The organism is Qingshengfaniella alkalisoli, from assembly GCF_007855645.1.
Lineage (GTDB): Bacteria > Pseudomonadota > Alphaproteobacteria > Rhodobacterales > Rhodobacteraceae > Qingshengfaniella > Qingshengfaniella alkalisoli.
This window is the reverse complement of sequence record NZ_CP042264.1, coordinates 48,571-68,152: the sequence shown is the minus strand read 5'-3', so window position 1 is coordinate 68,152 and position 19,582 is coordinate 48,571. Positions and strand designations below refer to the sequence as shown.

The following is a 19,582-nucleotide window of genomic DNA, read 5'->3' as shown; positions in this document are numbered from 1 at the left end:
GGACTCATAGCTGGAAGATGACTTGGTGCACCCCTGCCTTCATTTGAAAGCGATTAGACGATTTTTCACCGTCAACCATGATGTTGCGAATGTTCTGCTGCAGTTCAACATTGGCAGATACATTTGGCGGCAACTCTACCGTCCAACTTCCTTTGCCGTCCTCCAACTTCCAGCAAGACACGATGTCACCGGAACGCGAACTGTATTTTGCCGTGACATACCCTATACGAGTGTCAAATACCGGGCGCATGGACAGAAGACGATAACCCGCTTTCGAGGTATTCCAGTCTATTCCGGCAAGCCGCGACCAGATCCATTCCCCCACCGCGCCATACGCATAATGGTTGAAAGAATTCATTGCGGCACTTTGAAAGCCTTGCTCAGGGGTCCAGCCGTCCCACCGTTCCCAAATTGATGTCGCACCGTGCCTTACTGAAAACAACCATGACGGGTAGCTGTCTTTCAGGAGCAAATCAACTGCGCGTTCGGGTGACACATGATCCGCGATGACCGGACAGACATGCCTGACGCCCAGAAAACCCGTTTGAAGATGCCAGTCCGCATCGGCAAACAATTCCTCCAGTCGCTGACGCGCAACCAGCCGGCCTTGATCGGGCAACAGATCGAAATCCAGCGCCAACAGATAGGCTGTTTGGGTGTCGCTCTTCAACCTGCCGTCACTGGAAACGTATTCGCGCCGAAACGCGGCACGCAGTTCGAATGCCAGTTGCTCCCAGCGATCCACTGCCTCACCGATCACCCCTGCAATTGACCTCATCAAATCCGCAAGATGAATCCAGTAGGCCGTGGCCACGAGCGCCCTATCCGTTGGCGGGCCAACGTGAAGCCAATCACCATAATTGTTGTTCACTCGGTTGCACCGGATACCCTCGGGATTCGCGGCCTCGATGTAGTCCATCCAAGCGACGAAATTCGGCCAGAATGTGCGCAGCAACCCAGCGTCATCGTAGCGCAGATGATGATACCACGCCATGATGATGGGGCCGTCTCCCCAACCAGGAGCACCCGGTTGTGGGGTCAGGCGGTAGGGGTTGAGCGGCTTGGTGGGCGCTACATCCGGGAATGCCCCATCATTCGTTTGCCCGTCTGCCAGATCCTGCATCCACTTTGCGAAAAAGGCGGATACATCCATCATGTACCCCGCTGTTTTCCAGAACACTTGGGCGTCAGCCGACCACCCGTATCGCTCGTCACGTTGTGGACAATCGGTGGGAACAGACAGGAAATTGTCGCGCTGGCTCCATTCAATGTTTGAAATCAACTGATTAAGCGCTGCATGGCCGGTTTCTATTTGACCGGTGATCGGGCAATCGGAATGGATGGCAATGCCGGTTAGCTCGGGCAATGTAACGGCCGCCCCATCTGGCGCCTCGATGGTCAACCCGACATATTGAAACCCGTGGAATGTGAACCGAGGCTTGAAAACCTCGCGCCCCTGCCCTGCCGCAATGTAGATGTCCTCAGACACCGCATAGCGCAGGTTATCGGTATAAAGCTTTCCCTGATCGTCCAGACGCTCCGCATGCCGCAATCGGAAAACGGTTCCAGCAGGCGCATCGCAGGCCATTTCCATGTAGCCAGCAATATTGCGGCTCAAATCGAAGATGTGCTCCGCTTCACAATCATGCAAATACTTGGCTGGAAAGCGGACCGTTTCGCGCACCGGCTGGACCCGGGCTGCATCAAGCTGAGGCCGGCCATGTTCCGGAATGAAGGCCTCGACAGGCTGCCAGTGCGTTGTATCGTGGCCAATGTCGCACCATCCATCAATCTCACGTCGCGCGTCATACGCCTCGCCCGCCAGGAAATCGCTGTACAGGATAGGGCCCTGCCGGGTCTGCCAGCTATCATCGCTCAAGATCTTATCGATCTGCCCGTCCGCGTACTCAAGATGAAGCTGGCACAAAAACGCAGGGCGCCCGCCATAGTGATTTCCCGCACGACGTTGGTTGTGCCCAACCCGACCGCTATACCAGCCTTCTCCAAGTATCGCGCCGATGCAATTCTGGCCCTGCTTCAGAAGATCCGTGATGTCATGGGTCTGGTATTCAACGCGCGTGTGATAATCTGTCCAACCGGGCGCCATGATATCCTGACCGACCCGAACTCCATTAACGTGGAATTCGTACAATCCAAGCGCCGTAACGTATGCTGTCGCGCGCAGCAGCCGTTCCCGAACCGCCACCTCCTTGCGAACATAATCCGCAGGTCGCGCCTGAAAGCGATTGTCGTAGCTGCCGGTTTGCGGAACCTCCCGCCCGGCAGGAAGCACGAAGTAGCGCGCAATCCAATCCGCATCAAACCCGTTGCTGCGCAATCCGGTAAAGAAACTTGCGGGCCGTGCGAGTTCAGAAACATTGCCGACTTCATCCCAAAGCTGCACCGTCCACCAGTACAGCTTGTCGCGCGACATTGGCGGGCCGTCATAGATAATCTCCGTTCGGCCAGTATTCCGTTGTCCGCTGTCCCAGACAGACGGGGTTTTGGCGCGCACATCTGCATCGGTCGCGGCGATAAGGATGCGTGCCGCCTGCTGTCCTTCAGCGGATCCCTCAAGAGCCCAGCGGAAAACCGGGTTATCGGAGTTCAACCCCGACGGCAGGTTCAGAAAATCACAACTCGGGCAAACCGGTCGCAGTCGTTCAATTTCGGTCATGTTAAAGCTGAAGCGCCCGTTCGCGGGCATTAAAAATATGTGCGTCCATCGCATCGATGGCGGCTTGCTTGTCACGCGCTCGGATCGCGTCGATCACCAGCAGATGGTCGCCAAAGGCATCAGGCAGGATACGCTCGGTCAATGTGATCCTGTCCAGCTTGATCAAGCGCATGCGGATGGCGTTCAGGTTATAGGCCTGCTGCAGCAAAACATTGCCCGAATTGCGCACCAGCAACAGATGAAACCCGCTGTCGATTTCCTGTCCTTCACGCAACAGCTCGGGATCAGGGGCCAGCGCGACTCTTTCGATCATGCCGACATGAAGCTTGCGCTGAGCATCCAGCGTATCGTCGGGCATGTCCCGAATGGCTGAAATCACCGCCTCTCGCTCCAGCGCCATGCGCATCTGGAACGTATCGCGGATCATCGGAAGATCGATGGCGGGGATCAGGATTCCGCGCTGCGGCTGCACTACGATCAGGCCTTCGGATTCAAGGCGCGGCAGAAGCTCGCGCAGCGCACCCACCGACAGATTCATCAATTCGACGAGCTCACGCTGACTAACCATCTGTCCTGGCCGCAGGCGCCCAGACAGAAGTGCCCGCTGGAAAAGTTCATAGGCGGTTTGTCGGACGCTCGGAGCGGCGCGGTTCTTGCTTCCCGGTTCAGCCATGGATGCGTTCAGTGTCCTATCCTGTCAGGCGCTATCGCATCCGCGACGGCGGCCAAGGTTTCCTCGCTCGCGGCCCGAAGTGGTGGGGCACACCGTGCCCAATCCGGATCACCCAGCTTCATGGCAAGCATTGCCTTCAATACGCTGAGCCCACCATTGACGTCCACAGCTTCAATCCTGCGCTTTGCGACGGCTGCCATTTCATCGGTGACAGGGCCTTTATATAATTTCAACGCGTCATCCGGGTAGGGGTTGATCATCCCCCCGATCATTCCCGCGCCGCCAGCCTCAACCATGGCAGGCAAGATGCGATCATCGCCCGTGAAAATCGCGAGGTTCGGAAACTCCGAAATCAGACGTTTTCCCGCGTCCAGATCGCCGGTGGAATCCTTGATTCCGACGATCTGCGACCCCAGCCGGTCGATCATCGCCTGCACAAGAGCTGGATCGAATGTGACGCCACTAAAGAAAGGGAAGTTGTAAAGGATCACCTGCAGGTCCGGCGACCCTGCACAGCGTAGCGCAGCCTCGTAGAAATCCACGACGGCAGCATTGTCGGCCGCCTTGTAGTAGTAGGGCGGGATAATCAGCGCGGCCCGGCATCCCAATTGGTCGATACGATCGAGCATCATTGCAGCCTCATCGACCGAAGCAGCCATCACCGCTGGGATATGCCGCGACATGTCAGCGCCTTGGTTCCGCAGAGCCTCTAGCGCGGCGCATTTTTCGCGTGACGAGAATGACGCACCTTCTCCGGTCGTTCCAAATAGCGACACGAAGCCGCAACCCGCCGCCAGCATCGCCTCCGCATGCTTCGCGAGCCGCTCTACGTCGATCTTATACTCGTTCGTAACCGGCGTAACGCAAGCACAAACCACGCCGTTCAAATCGCTGCTGCGGGGCATACACGTCTTCTTTCGTTGGTGGATTTCCATAATCGTCTTACTGATACAATAAGTGTTTACATCAGTTGTCAACACACATAAAGTTTGACAGGTTGATAACGACGGCCGATCAAGGCATTTAGTTCCCAGAGATCGCGTATCGGGAGGATACACATGAAGTCAGTAGCAACAGCCATTTTGTTGGGCAGCGTCGCCGTGGCGGGTCAGGCAACAGCGCAATCACCCGTTGAAATCAAGATCACGGTTCCCAGTGTCTCGACGGATCTGCACACGCAGGCGCTCACCGTTTTCAAGGAGTCACTTGAAGCCGCAGCACCCGACCAATTCGACGTGCAGATATTCGACTCGGGTTCGCTGTTCGGTCAGGGTGCCGATCTGGACGCGCTTCAGCGCGGCAATGCTGAAATGACCTATGTGTCCTACCAACTGATCGCCGACGCGATCCCCGAATACGGGCTGTTCACTGCAGGCTATCTGTTCCAGAGCCCGGAACACTACCGCGCATTCTTCGACAGCGACATCGGCGCCGAGTTCAAGCAAAAGGTGTCCGAAGAAATGGACATCCAGCTGCTAGACGTTTGCTATCTTGGTACCCGCCAGCTGAACCTTCGCTCGGCGCAAGACATCCAGACGCCCGAAGATCTGGCCGGTATCAAGCTGCGGATGCCAAGTTCGGATTCCTGGTTGTTCCTTGGCCAGGCACTTGGCGCAAACCCGACGCCCCTGCCCTTTGGCGAGGTCTATCTGGGTCTGCAAACCGGCACGATCGACGCACAGGACAACCCGCTTCCGACTGTCGAAGCCGCGAAATTCTATGAAGTCACCGAACAGATTACCCTGACGTCGCACCTGGTTGACGGCATCAACCTTGCTATCGGAAACTTTGTTTGGGACGAGCTGTCCGACGAACAGAAGGCTGCGGTGAACTCGGCTGCGAAAGCGGCATGCGACTGGAATAACGAAAAGCGCGTCGAAGGCGAAGAAAGCCTTGTTCAGTTTTTCAAAGACGAAGGTCTTCAGGTCACAACGCCCGATGTCGATGCCTTCCGTAGCCATGTGCAGGATTTCTACATGAATTCCGACCGTGCCGCCGACTGGCCCGAAGGCTGGGTAGATCAGATCAATAACCTGGCCGCAAACTGAGGCAAATGACGGAGATCATCGGAAACAAAACGGTTCTCGCCAAGGTGGGGACCGTTGCACGCTTCTGCGCCGATGCGGTCGGCGCGGCACTGTTCCTGTCCGCCTTCACGGGCTTCATCATCCAGATTTTCTATCGATATGCCATGCAGCGACCGCTGCTGTGGACCGAAGAATTCACGATGATTGCCTTCATTTGGGCGGTGTTCTGGGCAGCCGCGTTCAATGTGCCGATCAGGGAACATGTGTCCTTCGATGTCATCTATGACGTGGTTTCACCGCAAGCGCGCCGGGTATTCTGTATAGTTTCGATGCTCGCCCTGATCGCGGCATTCTTCATCCTGATCCCATATACATGGGATTACCTGGACTTCCTGACCCGCAAGAAAAGTTCTGTTCTACGCATACCGATGCACTTCGTTTACGGATGTTACCTGCTGTTCTTGCTGGGGTTCAGTGCTCAAGCCATCTGGCGTCTGGTCAAGCTTTTCGGGGCGGACTGGCGCAGCCAGATTTAGGAAAACTACATGGAATTTTTGGCCGATCACGCATTGATCATCATGCTCGTCATCATGGTGGGCATCACGATAACCGGACTGCCCTTCGGTATCTCGATGATCGTTTCCAGCGTATTCTATCTGGCGATGTCCGGGCGCGATGTGGGCTTGGCTGCTGAAAACGTACTCAACGGTGTATTCGGCAATTTCGTCGCTCTGGCCGTTCCGCTGTTCATTTTCGCTGCGAACATCATGAACGCAGGCAAGATATCGGACCGGTTGCTGAACTTTGCGCTGGCACTGGTCGGGCGACTGCCCGGCGGGCTCGCGCAGGTCAACATCTTCACCAGCCTCATCTTTTCCGGCATGAGTGGGTCGGCCATTTCGGACGCGGCTGGCGTGGGTAAGGTGATCACCGAAATGATGATGCGCGAGGGCCGATACCCGCGCGGCTTCGCAGGTGCGTTGACCGCGACTTCGGCCGTTGTTGGCCCAATCTTCCCGCCATCTATCCCGATGGTGTTCTATGCGCTGATTTCGTCAACCTCGGTCGGCGCGTTGTTTCTGGGCGGCGTCATCCCCGCGATCCTGTTCTGCGTTGTACTTGCCATTGCAGTGGCGATCATGGCGAAGCTCCGGGGCTTTCCTGTCGAAAAGGCGATCCCGCTGGCAGCCCTGCCGCTCATTTTCGTTCGCGCCTTCCCTGCCCTACTGATGCCTGTCATTCTCCTGGGCGGGATTTATAGCGGTATATTCACACCGACCGAAGCCGCAGCGGTCTCCGCCTTCTACGCACTTCTGCTGGCAGTCTTTGCCTACCGCGTACTCGGGCTGGAACGGTTCTGGGACGTCGTCAAATCCAGTGTAAACACCACCGCCGTTGTAACGCTGGTTCTATGCGGTGCCTTCATTTTCAACTATGTCATCACGGTCGAGCGCGTTCCGCAAATGGTGTTCGAACTGTTCAACTCGGTCGAATTGAAGCCATGGCAATTCCTCATCCTGCTCAACATCCTTTACCTGCTTCTGGGCTGTATCCTCGACGTATCCACAATCATGCTGGTGGTCACACCGCTGTTCATACCGACAGCGGCTGCACTGGGCATCGATCTGAACCATTTGGGGATCGTGCTGGTCTTCAACATGATGATCGGGCTAATTACGCCGCCCTACGGCATCCTGCTTTTCATCATCAAGGCGTTGAACGGCATTCCGTTGTCAGAGATGATCCGCGAGATATGGCTGTTCATGGCCATTCTCATCGCGCTTCTGATGCTGCTGACCTTCTACCCACCGCTTTCTCTGTGGCTGCCGACGGCAGCTGGGATGTTGTAGTATTTATACACGACATGAACGCAGCAGAGGCGATCCCGGCCCTGCATGCGCAACGATGCGACCAGCCGAGAACAGCGTTTCGCCACGACGAATGGTACGTACGACTTTCCCCGTGAACTCGTGTCCAACATAGGCGCTATGCGGATTGCGGTATTCCAGATCGTCGGTTTGTAGCGTGAAGCGAGCCGACGGATCGACAATCACCAGATCCGCGTCACTGCCAACCGCAATAGACCCCTTGCGCGGGAACAGACCCATGATGCGTGCGGGACTGGCGGACATCATACGGACGAGGTCCGGGAGCGATAGTCCCCGGCGCCCGACACCTTCTGTCAGCATTGCCGGCAGGCCAGACTGCAACCCCGAGATCCCACCCCATGCTTCAAAAATGTCCTTCGCGCCCTTTTCCTTGTCCTCCAGAAGACAGGGCGAATGATCCGATGTGATCGCATCGACCTGGCCGGCCAGAACCTTTTGCCACAGGTTTTCGCGTTCTTCCGGGGCACGCAACGGTGGAGCACATTTGAATTCTGGACCGCCTCGCACAAGGTCTTCCTCGTCGAAGGCCAAGTAGTGCGCACAAGTTTCCGCGGTAACTTGCTGACCTGTTTGTCTTGCCTCATGTACGAGGTCGATACCGGCGGCGGTAGAAACGTGAACGATATGCAGCCGCGCGCCAGCCTGCTTCGCGGCAGCCAGCGCGTTGCGAATCGCCCACAACTCCGCCTCAATCGGACGGGCCTCGCCCCACGCCCGTGGATCGACGCGGCCTGACGCGCGAAGATCCCGAGTCAACCTTTCCGTCAGCGCCTCGTCTTCGGCATGAACCGCAAGCATCATCTTAAGCCGAGCGATACGGTCCAATCCCGTTTGAAGCTGCGCCGAACCGACGTGCGGAAACTCCGGCGATCCGGGGCACATGAAGGCCTTGAATGCAGCAACACCACCTTCTGCCAGACCCTCGATATCCGAGATGTCGCCGCCAACGACCCCGCCCCACAGTGCATAGTCCACAATGCTCTTTTGAGCGGCATGAAGCTTCATTGACAACGCAGCGGGATCGACGGTCGGCGGTACGGCATTCAACGGCATTTCGACCACAGTCGTAATCCCGCCCGCTGCGGCCGCACGACTGCCTGTTTCGAACCCTTCCCAATGCCCCCTGCCCGGCTCGGAAAAATGAACATGCATGTCCACCAGCCCGGGCAGAACCGGCAGCCCTTCCGCGTCGATCACGTCATTTGCCGCCCTATCTGGGTTGCCAGAGACGACCTCGGCAATCTGCCCGGCCTCGATCACAACACCGCCATGACGAATTCCGTCTTCGGTGACGAGTTGAGCATTGCGCAGATATGTCTGTTCAGGGGACATCAACGATGCTCAACCCCTAGCCCGCATCTTCTGATCGCCGAGAATCTGTTCGGCGGAGGGTGTCGGCAGATCGAAATAATCCAGCGTCCCTGCATACCCATTTCCGCCCATACGCCCAATCGCGTCCAGCCGCGCATGATCAGAATAGAAAGTGTCGAGATCGATGATGTCTTCACGAACATGTGCCATCACGATCTGACCCAGAATGATCTCACGCGCTGAGCTTACTTCGATCCCGAGGTAGCGACGACACTCGAAAGCCACGGGTGCCTCCGCGATACGTGGGCAGGCAACCTCGGTGCCCGCAACCGATGTTAGGCCCGCCATCTGTAGCTCATCGACATCCGGTTCAAACCCCGCGGCGGTGACAGACATGGCCTCCGCATTGTCACGCCCGACGATGTTCACGGTGAAGCATTCCGTCGTGCGGATATTGTATGCCGTGTCCTTGAAACTTTTGTCCGGCTTGTTCTCGACCCCCAGCGCAAGGATGGGCGGATCTGCGGACAGGCAGTTGAAGAAGGAATAGGGTGCCGCGTTGACGACTCCATCTGGCGAGACCGTTGTCACCCAAGCAATAGGGCGCGGCACGATGGTCCCGATCATAACCTTATAGGCTTCGCGTGGGCTGAGGCTGGAAAAATCCAGTACGTGGTGGCTCATTGAGCGAGTTCCTTTCCGTATTGCGACAGGATCGAACGCACATCATCGGGCTCGGTTGAAAAATTCGCCCTGCCCTTAACGGCTCCCAAATGCCTGTTCATGATGTCGATCGCCCGCGTCTCGTCCCCCGACCGAATAGCGTCAACGATCTGAGTATGCTCGTCCACGGCGCAATCGGATGAGTGGCTCCGGGCATAGAGCGACATGATCAATGAACAACGCGTGACAACTTCGGACACGTAACGAGCAAGAACCGCGTTCTCGGTAAGTTCGGCCAGAAGAATATGAAACTCGCCCGACAGCCGGATCGATACCGGTCCATCCTTGCCCCGCACGGCTTCTTCGCTTCGGATATGCGCGACCAAGCGGTCGTATCCGATTGGCGGCATGCCTCGACACAACAGCCGTACGACTTCGTTTTCCAGCAACCGCCTAACGTCGAAGACCTGATGGGCCTCCGCTTCAGAGGGCTCGGCAACCACCGCACCACGGTTCCGGCGCGCAACCACCAACCCCTCATTTTCCAAGCGAACAAGCGCATGCCTGGCGATCGTGCGACTTACACCGAACTGTTCGCCCACGGTATCCTCTGGCAGGCGCATTCCGGGTTTCAGAGCTTGCTCAATGATTGCCTTTCGCAGCAAATCATAGACTGCCGTTGTTACCGTGTCTTTCGCTTCGCTCATCGCTGGTTCTCTAGCTTTTTTACCACTGGTAATGGATGCACAAGTGGACGTCAATTGGATACGATCCATACCGCGCTAGAGTTTCATTTGCTGGATAGCTGTTTCGCTTTCTCATGACCTTGGGCAGAACCAAACAACATCACTGACGCCAACAAGTTTAGTCAATCTCTGCAATTCTGCGTCCAGCCGCCGCATTCGGGTGTCAGGCCAAGCGACGCCAGCCTCCGGCCAAAACCTGAACACAACCAGACGATCCTTCGCACGTTCAGCTTTGACTTCGATACGGCCGACGAACCGCCGCCCCTCGAGCAACGGATACACGTAGTACCCCCATTGACGCTTCGCCTCGGGCACGAACATCTCGACAGTGTAGTCAAACCCGAATAGCCGTTTAAGTCGAGCCCGATCACGAATGGCCGGATCGAAGGGGTTGAGAATCCTGAGCCGTGATGTCGGTGTCGTAAGCGAAGACAGCCGCGCCTCAATGGCTGGGCTAGCGACTGCTTTGGTCCAGCGCCCATCCGCTGCCTGCACTTCAACCGGCACAAGCCTGTCGCTGTCACGCCGCGACCAGTCAGCGATCTCCGCCACCGTCGCGGCATCCCAGAACTTCCGAATCTCGCCCAATGTACCAAAGCACAACCGATCAAGTGCCGCCCGACAAAGCCAATCGATCTGGCTTCGGTCAGATATTTCCGTCTCACGTAGATGTTTGGGCACGACACGTTCCGCAATATCGTAGAACTTGGTAAACCCGTCGCGATGACATGTCACCAATTCCCCAGCGTACCACAGGTAGTCCAGCGCTTGCTTGTGCGGAGGACGTCGCCACATCTCGCGCGGGCCATCAAGTTTCGTGTCGAAATCGCGCGTGGACACCGGACCGTCATCAGAGATTCGACGTCTGATGTCATCCAGAAGCTGGGGCTGCAGAGCATTGCCATACCAAGACGACCGTTCGACTTTTTCTTTCATGCGACGAAATTGTCGCCGCCACATCGGATACATTTCCATTGGCAAAACAGATGCGTCGTGCGTGAAATGCTCGAACACATCGCGGTCTTTGGCGAGAAGCTTGTCAAGCACCGGCTCGCGATAGTGCTGATTGCGGCTCCATACAATGTGGTGATGCGCTCGGGATACAACCTGAATGGCATCAAGTTGCACAAACCCCAAACCGCGGATGATCGACAGTGCATCCAGCCGTCCAGTAGGTGCACTTCCCAGCCCGTTTGCCTCCAGCCAGAGATTCCTGGCATCGGCATTTGAAATCTTGATTGTGCCCACCGGTATCCATCTCCGCGTTCAGTTGCCTGACATGGATGACGTCAACCCTATCGTCGATCAAGCCGAAGTGTTCGAAATGCGGGCGAAAACGCCCGCGCCCCGACACCGCCGGCCTGAACGAAAGACCGTATCAATTGTCAGCGCGATCCGTCATAGGTTTCGCCGAGCGAAAACGGCGCGTGCAGCCTCAATCTGGCGCGATCGGAAGAAATACTGGCGAGCACAACGATCGTAACGATATACGGCATGGAACTCAGCAATTGAGACGGGATGTCGATGCCGATTGACTGGACCATCAGTTCGCCCAACGAAATCAGCCCGAACAGATAGGCGCCCAGCACGATGCGCCCCGTTTTCCAGGTTCCGAACACGACGAGGGCTACCGCGATCCAGCCGCGCCCCGCGATCATCCCATCTGCCCAGAGCGGCGTATAGATTGTCGATGCATAGGCCCCGGCAAACCCCGCGAACAGTCCGCCGAACGCAACTGCGCCGTATCTTACCAGGTGAACCGGGTACCCAAGTGATTGGGCCGCCTGCGGGTTTTCTCCGACCGACCGGATTATCAGCCCCAGCTTGGTGTGGGAAAGTGTGTAACCAATGACAAAAGCCGAGATCAGTGACAGGTAGACGACGACATTGTGACTGAAGAGCGCAGGACCGACAAAAGGCAGTTCGCCGAGCAGAGGAAAGTGGAGATCGCCAGCAGGCGACAAAGTAAGGCTCTCATAGTTCTTGCCGATCAGTGCCGACATGCCCAGCCCCAGAATGCCGACTGCAAGCCCTGTTGCCACCTGGTTGGCCAGGAAAGTGATGCTGACCACTGCGAAGATCATCGAGACCGCCACACCTGCGAGCCCCCCCACCACGAAACCCAGAACATGGCTATCGGTAGTGTAGACCACGATAAACGCGGCGGCCGCAGCGGTGGCCATGATGCCCTCGACGCCAAGGTTCAGCATACCGGACTTTTCGGCAACCAGCTCCCCTATGGCTGCTAGCAGGTAGACGGTCGCGGCGCTTATCGTTCCGGCGATGAAGAACTCGAATGCGCTCATGTGGCCTCTCCTTGGGTGCGAGGCGTGCGTGCCCGGTGAACGCGGTAGGTCACGAAGGTGTAGGACGCCAGATAGAACACCAGCAGCATCCCTTGAAATACCCGCACCGCGCTAATCGGGATATCCGCAGATACAAGGGCGATGTCTCCGCCGATTGAGATGACTGCAAGAAAGAACGCAGCAAACACGATGCCGACTGGATGCAGCGCCCCCAGATATGCCACGATTATTGCCGAGTAGCCGTAACCTGATGTGATCGATCGCTGAAGCTGGCCAATAGGTCCAGCGACCTCCGCCATACCCGCGAGGCCCGCCGCGCCCCCGGCTAGCAACAAGCTGAACCATATGGCCCGTTTGTTGTTGAAGCCGGCATAGCTGGCCGCATCCGGCGCCAAGCCGCTGACCATCAGCTTGAACCCTTCGAACCGCCGCTGCATCAGAATCCAGACGAAGACCGTGAAGATGAGCGGCAGAAGGATCGAGAGGTTCAGACGCGCGCCGGCGAAGAGCATTGGAAACAACGCCGCATCCTGAAACAAGACGGACTGTGGAAAATTGAAACCCATTGGATCCTTCCACGGCCCCAGCACAAGGTAGTAGAGCAACTGGATTGCCACGGAATTCAACATCAATGTCACCAGGATTTCGCTGGCATTGAAGCGCGTCTTCAGGAGCGCAGCAACGCCCGCCCACGCCATACCACCCAGCACGCCAAGCAAGACCATCGCGGGCAGCATCAGCGGCGAGGCGCTGTCGTTGTAGAGGATCGGCAGAGAACTCGCGGCGACCGCGCCCGCGATCATCTGGCCTTCCGCCCCGATGTTCCAGACCTTGGCACGAAACCCCACCGCGAGCGCCTGCGCAATCAGCAGGAGAGGCCCGAATTTCAACAGGATCTCGGTGATCGAGTAAAAGGATTCAAAGGGCGCGACGAAAAAGGAATACATCGCGGATAGCGGCGGCTTGCCGAGGATGGTCAGGAAGATACTGCTTCCCACAATCGACAACGCAACTGCGATCAGCGGGACCAATATCAAGGCCTTGCGCGATGGTTCGTCTCGTTTCTCGAACTGTATCAACGGGTCACTCCTCTGCGCCGATCATATAGCGCCCGATGTCGTTCGCGGTGACTTCGGATGTGCGAAGCGATCTGGACAGCGCGCCTCCGTGAATCACGTGAAGCCTGTCGGTAACCTCGAACAATTCGTCCATTTCTTCGGAAATAATCAAGATCGCGACGCCATCATCACGCAGCGCCAATAGCTTGCGGCGGATTTCGGTCGCCGCGCCGATATCCACACCCCACGTCGGCTGTGCGACAAACAGGAGTTTGGGCTTAAGGTGCAATTCCCGTCCAACAATGAACTTTTGCAGGTTGCCACCAGACAGGGCCCCTGCCCGCGTCTCGGGGCCGTTGCACCGGACGTCGAAATCGCGAATGCATCGCATCGCAAAGTCTGTAACTGCTGGCCGATCAACAAAGCCGCGCCGCACCAACCCGTGTTCACTGGCTGTCAGGATTGTATTCGAGGCGAGCGACATTTCAGGGACGGCCCCCCGCCCCAGCCGTTCTTCCGGTACGAAGGCAAAACCGAGGCGCCGCCGCGCCGCCGCATCCAGATCGGCGACGGGTTTGCCCATCATCATGATAGCCGCTGGGGAAAGCTCTGTGCAAAGGAACTCACCCGAAATAACGCGGGACAGCTCTTTCTGCCCATTCCCGGAAATGCCGGCGATTCCAACGATCTCACCGCCCTTTACCGACAGCGACACATCCTTCAACGAGATGCCGAAGGGATCGTCACTTGGTACATAGACCTTGTTGAGCCCCAACAATGGCCCCCCTGTGTCCGGTGCGTGGGGGCGGGCTTCGATAGCGGGAATGCTGCGACCGATCATCAATTGCGCCAGATCACGCGCGGTCTTCTCACGCGGCACCACGGTGCCTGATACGCGGCCTGCTTGCAGAATGGTCGCAGTGTCGCAAAGCGTGCGGATTTCTTCCAGCTTGTGACTGATGTAGAGGATCGCAACGCCGCTATCGCGCAGCTTCCTGAGTGCATCGAACAACACCTCGACATGCTGCGGTGGCAAAACGGAGGTGGGTTCATCGAGAATGAGAAGCCGCAGATCCTGCATAAGACACCGGATGATCTCCACCCGCTGCCGTTCTCCGACAGACAGGGTGTGCACCGCCGCATGAGGATCGACAGTCAGATTGTATGTTATGCCCAACTCCCGAACCTTGGCCGCCAGATCGGCCTTCTTGCCCGGCACTGTCATCGAAATATTTTCGACAACACTCAGCGTCTCGAAAAGCGAAAAATGCTGGAACACCATACCTATGCCGAGCGCACGGGCGCGCGATGGGTTATGGACCGGAACGTGATCGCCTTGCCAGAAAATGTCCCCGCCATCGGCTTGCTCCACGCCATATATTATCTTCATCAGCGTGGACTTGCCCGCCCCGTTTTCACCCAGAACTGCGTGGATTTCACCCGACCGGACATCGAGATCAATTGCGTCGTTCGCGGTCAAACCGGGATAGCGCTTGGTAATTGCCTTCAAAGACAACAAGGGAACATTGACCATTGGGGGCGCCTTGCGAAAGTGCCGCGCGGATCAGGCGCGGCACGTCATCAAATCACTTGGGCAGCGGGGACACGACGCCCCCGACATGCCAATTCATTCCGAGGACTTGTTCATCGCTCAGAACCTCCCCTTCGCCGATAACCTCTTCACCAGCCTGATTGACGATAGGCCCGGAATAGACGTTGAATGTGCCTGAATGAATCGCAGCTTCGGTTTCTTCGATCCGGGCCATCATTTCGGGGCTGATATCACTGCTCCAGTCCTCGACGAGCACCGTGTCATCGGCCATGCCCAGCCATTCATTGGTGCCCTCGAACGTACCGTTCAGATGCTGCTCGACCGACCGCAGGAACAACGGCGCCCAGTCGGTCTTCACGACTCCCATATACTTGGTCGGCGCGTAGTCTTTCATGGTGCTGTTGAGGTTGAAGACATGGACGCCCTCTTCTTCGCCCACGGTCACCACGGACGGTGTGTCCTGCGCGTTGGAGAACAGGATGTCATTGCCTTGTGAAATCAGCGCTCGGGCGGAATCCTGCGCCTTTGCCGGGTCAAACCAGGAATTGATCCAGATGACATTGACCTCGATTTCAGGATCAACACTGCGCGCGCCCAGAGCAAAACCGTTGATGGTGGAAATCAGCTCGGGGATCGCAAATGCTGACACGACACCCAGCTTCTTGGTTTCGGTCAGATCGGCAGCCGCCATACCCATCAGATAGGCACCCTCGAAATACTGCGCTGCAAAGGGTGACAGATTAGGGGCCGTCTTAAAACCAGAGGCATGCAGAACCGTCACATCCGAGTTGCGCTGTGCCAGCTTCAGCCCGCTGTTCATATAGCCGAATGAACCCAGTACCAGGAATTTGTCACCATCGGCAACCATCTTGTTCATGATCCGGTCGGCGTCGGGACCTTCCTGAATGTTCTCGACTATCTCGATGGAGACATCATCGCCGTATTTCTCTTTGACCGCATCCAGCCCATCGGCAAGCGTCTTGGACCAGCCCGTGTCAGCCAAGGGCGACGGGACCATCAAACCGATTTCCAGAGGTTCGGCAGTGACCGCTGTCGCGGCCAACCCAAGAGCGGCAGCCATCGCAGTTATTTTAAATGCTTGTTTCATAAATAATCCTTCCTGTTGTTACGAATAGACCACGCGTTCGACATGGGCCTCTGCCTGAGCGGCAAGTCGTTGTTCATCGAGACCGGGGAATTCGCCGTCGCGCCAGACGACACGTCCATTGATCATGGTCAGATCGACGGGTCGGAAATGGCCGACCTTGGCGAAGAAACTCGCAGGGTCGTGACGGGTGCCGACATATTCTACTGCGCGGGTGTCGATGGCAAAAAGGTCCGCCGCCTTGCCAACCTCAAGCGACCCCAGATCGTTGCGGTTCAACACATCCGCGCCTCCGCGTGTGGCATATCGCAGGAATTCGGCAGGTGTTGGCACCGGATGCTGCCGCGTGTTGGCCACCAGCGCCTGCAGCATGTAGCCCGAATGGATGCAATGCATCAGGTTGGAATTGTCGTTTGATGCCGCGCCATCCGCGCCGAGGCTGATGCGCACGCCCCGCGCCGCCATTTCGGGGATGGGCGTCACTTCTGCACCCACCAGATAGACCGGCTCCGGGCAATGCGCGACACCCGTGCCAGATGCGGCCATCTTCGCGATTTCATCCGATGCCAGTTCCCAGCAATGGGCATACCACGCGTCCGGCCCGGCAAAGCCCAGCTCCTCGCACCAGTCCACTGTCCGCATCCCGTACCGCGCCTTGATGACCTCGCTCTCGCCTTCGCCGACATGGCTATGCATCAGCACGCCCTTGTCACGCGCAAGGGCAACGGACTCGACGAAGGTTTCGCGGTAGCAGTTCACTGGCTGGCATGGTGCAACGGCGACCTGCGCCATGCTAAACTCACTCGCATCGTGATAGCTGTCGATCAGACGCTCACAATCGGAAATGAACTCGTCTGTCGTCTCGCGCATCTCATCCGGGATCGTGCTGCCTTCGGATTTGGGTAACGTGTTACCACCCCGCCCGGCATGGAAACGCATACCGAGAAACTGGGCCGCCTCGAACTGGCGATCAACGATGTTCTTACCCGCATGGCGCGGGAAGTTGTATTGGTGGTCGAACGCGGTCGTGCAGCCGCTCTTGATTAACTCACCCATCCCGACAACCGAAGAATGGTAGAAACACTCCTCGTCCAGCTTGGAGAAGATCGGATAGATCAGGTCCAACCATTCGATCACCGAAAGCTTCGTCCAGTCCAGATGAGCGTTGTTGCGGATAAAACACTGGAAGAAATGGTGATGGGTGTTGATCAAGCCCGGATAGACGAACCAACCCGTTGCATCGACGATCTCCGCACCGGCTGGCGCAACGATCCCTTCGCCGATCTGCGCCACCGATTTTCCCGAAACCAGGAGGTCTTTGTTGCGATGAATAGTGCCTGCGTCGTCCATTGTGACGATCGCGGCGCAGTCTCTGAAAAGCGTGTGCTCGGTCATCAGGCCGGTTCTTCTGTGGTCAGTATTTCATGGACGGCATGGATACCTGGCATCTCGATGAAACCCGGCAAGGTCCGGACCGAGAAAATCCAGTCGCGAAGCGCCGGATACGGATCGAGTTCAATCCCGCCATCCGCTGCGAGGGCAGCGTAGGGAAAACACGCGATGTCGGCGATGGTGGGCGTCGCCCCGGTCAGAAACGCGCAACCCAGAAGTTTCTGATCCGTCAGTGCGGCTTCCATCTCCCGCAGGGCACTGCGTGCACCGTCACGCGCTTTATCCATGTCAACGGGCTTGTTCAGCATTGCGCCCAAGCGCGCCTCACCTGCCGTCGCGGTCAGCCTGCCGGAAAAACTCAACCACTGCTGAACCTTGGCCAGACGCCCTGGATCCTGCGTCGGGAACCAATTTCCCTTGGGATCATGGTTCTGTGCGAGATAGGTCAGAATTGCCGCGCTTTCGGTCAGAACCAGATCGCCTTCGGCGAACACGGGCAAAGTGCCAGCAGGGTTCAGGGCCAGGAACGGCAAGCTTCTGTGTTCATTGCCCGGATAGAAATCCACCGATTTCGTATCCACCCGCACGCCAAGTAGCGCGGCCATTAGCCGGATCTTGTAGCAATTGCCCGACAGGGCATAGTCGTAAAGCAGGCCGGTCATGCCACCTCCATCGCCGCGCCATAGGTTGCGCCGCGTTTCTTCAGCCAGCGCCGATAGGCGATCGAGGTCATATCCGCGCGCGTCGGCACCTCCATCCTCGGATCGAGTGGCAGTTTGCGGGGTATCTGATTCTCCAGAATGGACCGGTCCTGCAAGAAAATCGTCTGCTGGAACTGGATCAAGTCGGTCATGGAACTTGCGTCATCATACAATGCCATCCAAGGCCAGACATCGCACAGATCCTCAGCCAGTGGCTGCACGAAAATCGCGATGACATCCCATTCACCGGGCTTCGGCGGGCATGTCTTGTATAGAATCGAAACCATCGGACTCGGCACCCGATACATGTATTCGGTCATTACACCGCCTTCGGCAGATTTCGCGGCCTGAGGCTGAAAGAACTTGACCTTGGTGGCCCAGATCTCGTCGTCATCTTCGCGTATATCGACCTTGTAGCGTTCGACCTCGGTATGCGGCTCGGCTCCCAGAATGTCAGTATGCACGAAGGGAAAATGCGCGATGTCGAGGAAATTCTCGACCGCCCGCAGAGGAGAACATTTCACGCGCACCACGCCACAATCCACCAGCCGACGGCCCGGCTGATCGGCTTCAGGCATGTTGAAAATCGGTTTTTCCGGCGTGCCGGGACACAGCCAGACATGGCCATATCTCTCGATGCACTGCTTCGGAGTGCCATCTGCGGCGCGGGCCACCCATCCCTGCGGTCCCACATCAACCTTGTACGCTTGCTCCATCAAGGTCGTCTCGAAAGGGACGGTCGTAATTTCCCGGTTGGCGATGGCGATCGGGTACCATTCATTCAGTGTGCTGTCGGAAATCATCACGCGGCCTCCGTTTCGGAAGCTTCGCCAAACCTTCGAAAGCTTTCCGCCCAATGCGAAATGGCGATGCACGCCTGAGGGTCAGTCCCTGCCGGCGCACCGATATGCATCACGCTTTGGTTGGGCCCATTGGCCTGCAGCGCAACCCAAGCCTCGCTGGGCGGCCCGCCATTTTCAGCCTTCAGCGTGACCAAATCCTGAGCACCGGAACCGATCGAGGTCAAACGCTGTCGCAGATGTTCGACAGATAGATCAACATAGATCGACCGTACTCCGACCATATCGGATGCAAAACCGCGAGGTATTGTTTCAACATCGCCGCCCACCCAGACGAAACCGTCTGCTTCCACACAGCTATGAATCTGCGTGCAGATGGTTTTCGGCGGCTCCAGATCGGGATGTGCGGGAATGTAGCTACACACGCCGTCCTGTCCGTAATGCCAGCCATGATACAGGCAAGCGAGCTGTTCGCCACGCACGAAACCGTGTGACAGGCGCATACCGCGATGGGGGCATCTGTTGTCCCAAGCCTGCGCCCGTCCCGACGCGCTGCGCCAGATCACGAGTTCTTGGCCATCAACGAAACTGCGCATAACACCGCCAACTCTTAATCCGCTCGAAAGCGATACGACGGTCCAAGACTGGCTCATTGAGAACTCCGTTTTCTGGCTGAGATTGG

The 19,582-nt window shown here is 57.3% G+C and carries 18 protein-coding genes; 3 read left to right on the top strand and 15 right to left on the bottom strand.

Annotation, left to right across the window (positions count from 1 at the left end; genetic code table 11):
- Positions 1-4: 4 nt before the first annotated feature.
- From FPZ52_RS15335 to FPZ52_RS15325, 3 genes are read right to left on the bottom strand one after another with little or no spacing between them, the layout of a single operon-like run.
- Positions 5-2,677: an alpha-L-rhamnosidase gene (locus tag FPZ52_RS15335; RefSeq protein WP_168201385.1), complete on the bottom strand. Its 2,673-nt coding sequence runs from the start codon at positions 2,675-2,677 to the stop codon at positions 5-7.
- Between the two features lies 1 nt (position 2,678).
- A complete protein-coding gene (locus tag FPZ52_RS15330; protein WP_146366500.1) occupies positions 2,679-3,350 on the bottom strand; it encodes a GntR family transcriptional regulator in 672 nt (223 codons plus the stop codon).
- An 8-nt stretch (positions 3,351-3,358) separates the two neighbouring features.
- Positions 3,359-4,255: a dihydrodipicolinate synthase family protein gene (locus FPZ52_RS15325; protein WP_146366499.1), complete on the bottom strand. Its 897-nt coding sequence runs from the start codon at positions 4,253-4,255 to the stop codon at positions 3,359-3,361.
- A 153-nt stretch (positions 4,256-4,408) separates the two neighbouring features.
- Between FPZ52_RS15325 and FPZ52_RS15320 the strand changes: the two genes are divergently transcribed.
- Genes FPZ52_RS15320 through FPZ52_RS15310 form a run of 3 tightly spaced genes read left to right on the top strand, consistent with a single transcriptional unit; the run spans position 4,409 to position 7,227 of the window.
- Complete coding sequence (locus FPZ52_RS15320; protein ID WP_146366498.1) at positions 4,409-5,398, top strand: DctP family TRAP transporter solute-binding subunit; 990 nt, start codon at positions 4,409-4,411, stop codon at positions 5,396-5,398.
- 5 nt (positions 5,399-5,403) lie between these two features.
- Positions 5,404-5,913 carry a TRAP transporter small permease gene (locus FPZ52_RS15315; RefSeq protein WP_146366497.1) on the top strand — a complete coding sequence of 170 codons (510 nt, stop codon included), beginning with the start codon at positions 5,404-5,406 and terminating at the stop codon, positions 5,911-5,913.
- Positions 5,914-5,922: 9 nt separating this feature from the next.
- On the top strand, positions 5,923-7,227 hold the full coding sequence (locus FPZ52_RS15310) for a TRAP transporter large permease (protein ID WP_146366496.1): 1,305 nt from the start codon (positions 5,923-5,925) through the stop codon (positions 7,225-7,227).
- 3 nt (positions 7,228-7,230) lie between these two features.
- On the opposite strand, the gene allB is transcribed toward FPZ52_RS15310, so the two are convergent.
- The 12 genes from allB to FPZ52_RS15250 form a co-directional block, all read right to left on the bottom strand.
- Complete coding sequence (gene allB / locus FPZ52_RS15305) at positions 7,231-8,598, bottom strand: allantoinase AllB (protein WP_146366495.1); 1,368 nt, start codon at positions 8,596-8,598, stop codon at positions 7,231-7,233.
- Positions 8,599-8,607: 9 nt separating this feature from the next.
- The gene (locus tag FPZ52_RS15300) at positions 8,608-9,261 is read right to left on the bottom strand and encodes a flavin reductase family protein (protein WP_146366494.1); all 654 of its coding nucleotides are present in this window, start codon (positions 9,259-9,261) and stop codon (positions 8,608-8,610) included.
- Positions 9,258-9,947 carry a GntR family transcriptional regulator gene (locus FPZ52_RS15295; protein WP_146366493.1) on the bottom strand — a complete coding sequence of 230 codons (690 nt, stop codon included), beginning with the start codon at positions 9,945-9,947 and terminating at the stop codon, positions 9,258-9,260. The genes FPZ52_RS15300 and FPZ52_RS15295 overlap by 4 nt, the downstream gene beginning before the upstream one ends.
- Positions 9,948-10,058: 111 nt before the next feature.
- A complete protein-coding gene (locus FPZ52_RS15290; RefSeq protein WP_146366492.1) occupies positions 10,059-11,234 on the bottom strand; it encodes a winged helix-turn-helix domain-containing protein in 1,176 nt (391 codons plus the stop codon).
- A 137-nt stretch (positions 11,235-11,371) separates the two neighbouring features.
- Positions 11,372-12,292: an ABC transporter permease gene (locus tag FPZ52_RS15285; protein ID WP_146366491.1), complete on the bottom strand. Its 921-nt coding sequence runs from the start codon at positions 12,290-12,292 to the stop codon at positions 11,372-11,374.
- Positions 12,289-13,371, bottom strand: coding sequence for an ABC transporter permease (locus FPZ52_RS15280; RefSeq protein ID WP_146366490.1), 1,083 nt, complete (start codon positions 13,369-13,371; stop codon positions 12,289-12,291). The genes FPZ52_RS15285 and FPZ52_RS15280 overlap by 4 nt, the downstream gene beginning before the upstream one ends.
- A gap of 4 nt (positions 13,372-13,375) precedes the next feature.
- Entirely contained in the window at positions 13,376-14,884 is a 1,509-nt protein-coding gene (locus FPZ52_RS15275) for an ABC transporter ATP-binding protein (RefSeq protein ID WP_146366489.1), read from the bottom strand.
- A gap of 52 nt (positions 14,885-14,936) precedes the next feature.
- Positions 14,937-16,010, bottom strand: coding sequence for a BMP family ABC transporter substrate-binding protein (locus tag FPZ52_RS15270; RefSeq protein WP_146366488.1), 1,074 nt, complete (start codon positions 16,008-16,010; stop codon positions 14,937-14,939).
- Between the two features lie 18 nt (positions 16,011-16,028).
- On the bottom strand, positions 16,029-17,402 hold the full coding sequence (locus FPZ52_RS15265; protein WP_146366487.1) for an amidohydrolase: 1,374 nt from the start codon (positions 17,400-17,402) through the stop codon (positions 16,029-16,031).
- Positions 17,402-18,061, bottom strand: a complete 660-nt coding sequence (locus tag FPZ52_RS15260; protein WP_146366486.1) for a glutathione S-transferase family protein — start codon at positions 18,059-18,061, stop codon at positions 17,402-17,404. Before FPZ52_RS15260 ends, FPZ52_RS15265 begins: the two co-directional genes overlap by 1 nt.
- Positions 18,058-18,903, bottom strand: coding sequence for an aromatic ring-hydroxylating oxygenase subunit alpha (locus FPZ52_RS15255; RefSeq protein WP_146366485.1), 846 nt, complete (start codon positions 18,901-18,903; stop codon positions 18,058-18,060). Before FPZ52_RS15255 ends, FPZ52_RS15260 begins: the two co-directional genes overlap by 4 nt.
- A complete protein-coding gene (locus FPZ52_RS15250; protein WP_146366484.1) occupies positions 18,903-19,553 on the bottom strand; it encodes a Rieske 2Fe-2S domain-containing protein in 651 nt (216 codons plus the stop codon). Before FPZ52_RS15250 ends, FPZ52_RS15255 begins: the two co-directional genes overlap by 1 nt.
- Positions 19,554-19,582: the final 29 nt, after the last annotated feature.

Bases quoted from the DNA above. Each gene is read 5' to 3' on its own strand.
- FPZ52_RS15325 (WP_146366499.1), bottom strand. From the start codon at position 4,255: ATGCCCCGCAGCAGCGATTTGAACGGCGTGGTTTGTGCTTGCGTTACG.
- FPZ52_RS15310 (WP_146366496.1), top strand. From the start codon at position 5,923: ATGGAATTTTTGGCCGATCACGCATTGATCATCATGCTCGTCATCATG.
- FPZ52_RS15320 (WP_146366498.1), top strand. From the start codon at position 4,409: ATGAAGTCAGTAGCAACAGCCATTTTGTTGGGCAGCGTCGCCGTGGCG.
- FPZ52_RS15275 (WP_146366489.1), bottom strand. From the start codon at position 14,884: ATGGTCAATGTTCCCTTGTTGTCTTTGAAGGCAATTACCAAGCGCTAT.
- FPZ52_RS15270 (WP_146366488.1), bottom strand. From the start codon at position 16,010: ATGAAACAAGCATTTAAAATAACTGCGATGGCTGCCGCTCTTGGGTTG.
- FPZ52_RS15285 (WP_146366491.1), bottom strand. From the start codon at position 12,292: ATGAGCGCATTCGAGTTCTTCATCGCCGGAACGATAAGCGCCGCGACC.
- FPZ52_RS15265 (WP_146366487.1), bottom strand. From the start codon at position 17,402: ATGACCGAGCACACGCTTTTCAGAGACTGCGCCGCGATCGTCACAATG.
- FPZ52_RS15250 (WP_146366484.1), bottom strand. From the start codon at position 19,553: ATGAGCCAGTCTTGGACCGTCGTATCGCTTTCGAGCGGATTAAGAGTT.
- FPZ52_RS15335 (WP_168201385.1), bottom strand. From the start codon at position 2,677: ATGACCGAAATTGAACGACTGCGACCGGTTTGCCCGAGTTGTGATTTT.
- FPZ52_RS15260 (WP_146366486.1), bottom strand. From the start codon at position 18,061: ATGACCGGCCTGCTTTACGACTATGCCCTGTCGGGCAATTGCTACAAG.
- FPZ52_RS15330 (WP_146366500.1), bottom strand. From the start codon at position 3,350: ATGGCTGAACCGGGAAGCAAGAACCGCGCCGCTCCGAGCGTCCGACAA.
- FPZ52_RS15300 (WP_146366494.1), bottom strand. From the start codon at position 9,261: ATGAGCCACCACGTACTGGATTTTTCCAGCCTCAGCCCACGCGAAGCC.
- FPZ52_RS15255 (WP_146366485.1), bottom strand. From the start codon at position 18,903: ATGATTTCCGACAGCACACTGAATGAATGGTACCCGATCGCCATCGCC.
- FPZ52_RS15315 (WP_146366497.1), top strand. From the start codon at position 5,404: ATGACGGAGATCATCGGAAACAAAACGGTTCTCGCCAAGGTGGGGACC.
- allB (WP_146366495.1), bottom strand. From the start codon at position 8,598: ATGTCCCCTGAACAGACATATCTGCGCAATGCTCAACTCGTCACCGAA.
- FPZ52_RS15295 (WP_146366493.1), bottom strand. From the start codon at position 9,947: ATGAGCGAAGCGAAAGACACGGTAACAACGGCAGTCTATGATTTGCTG.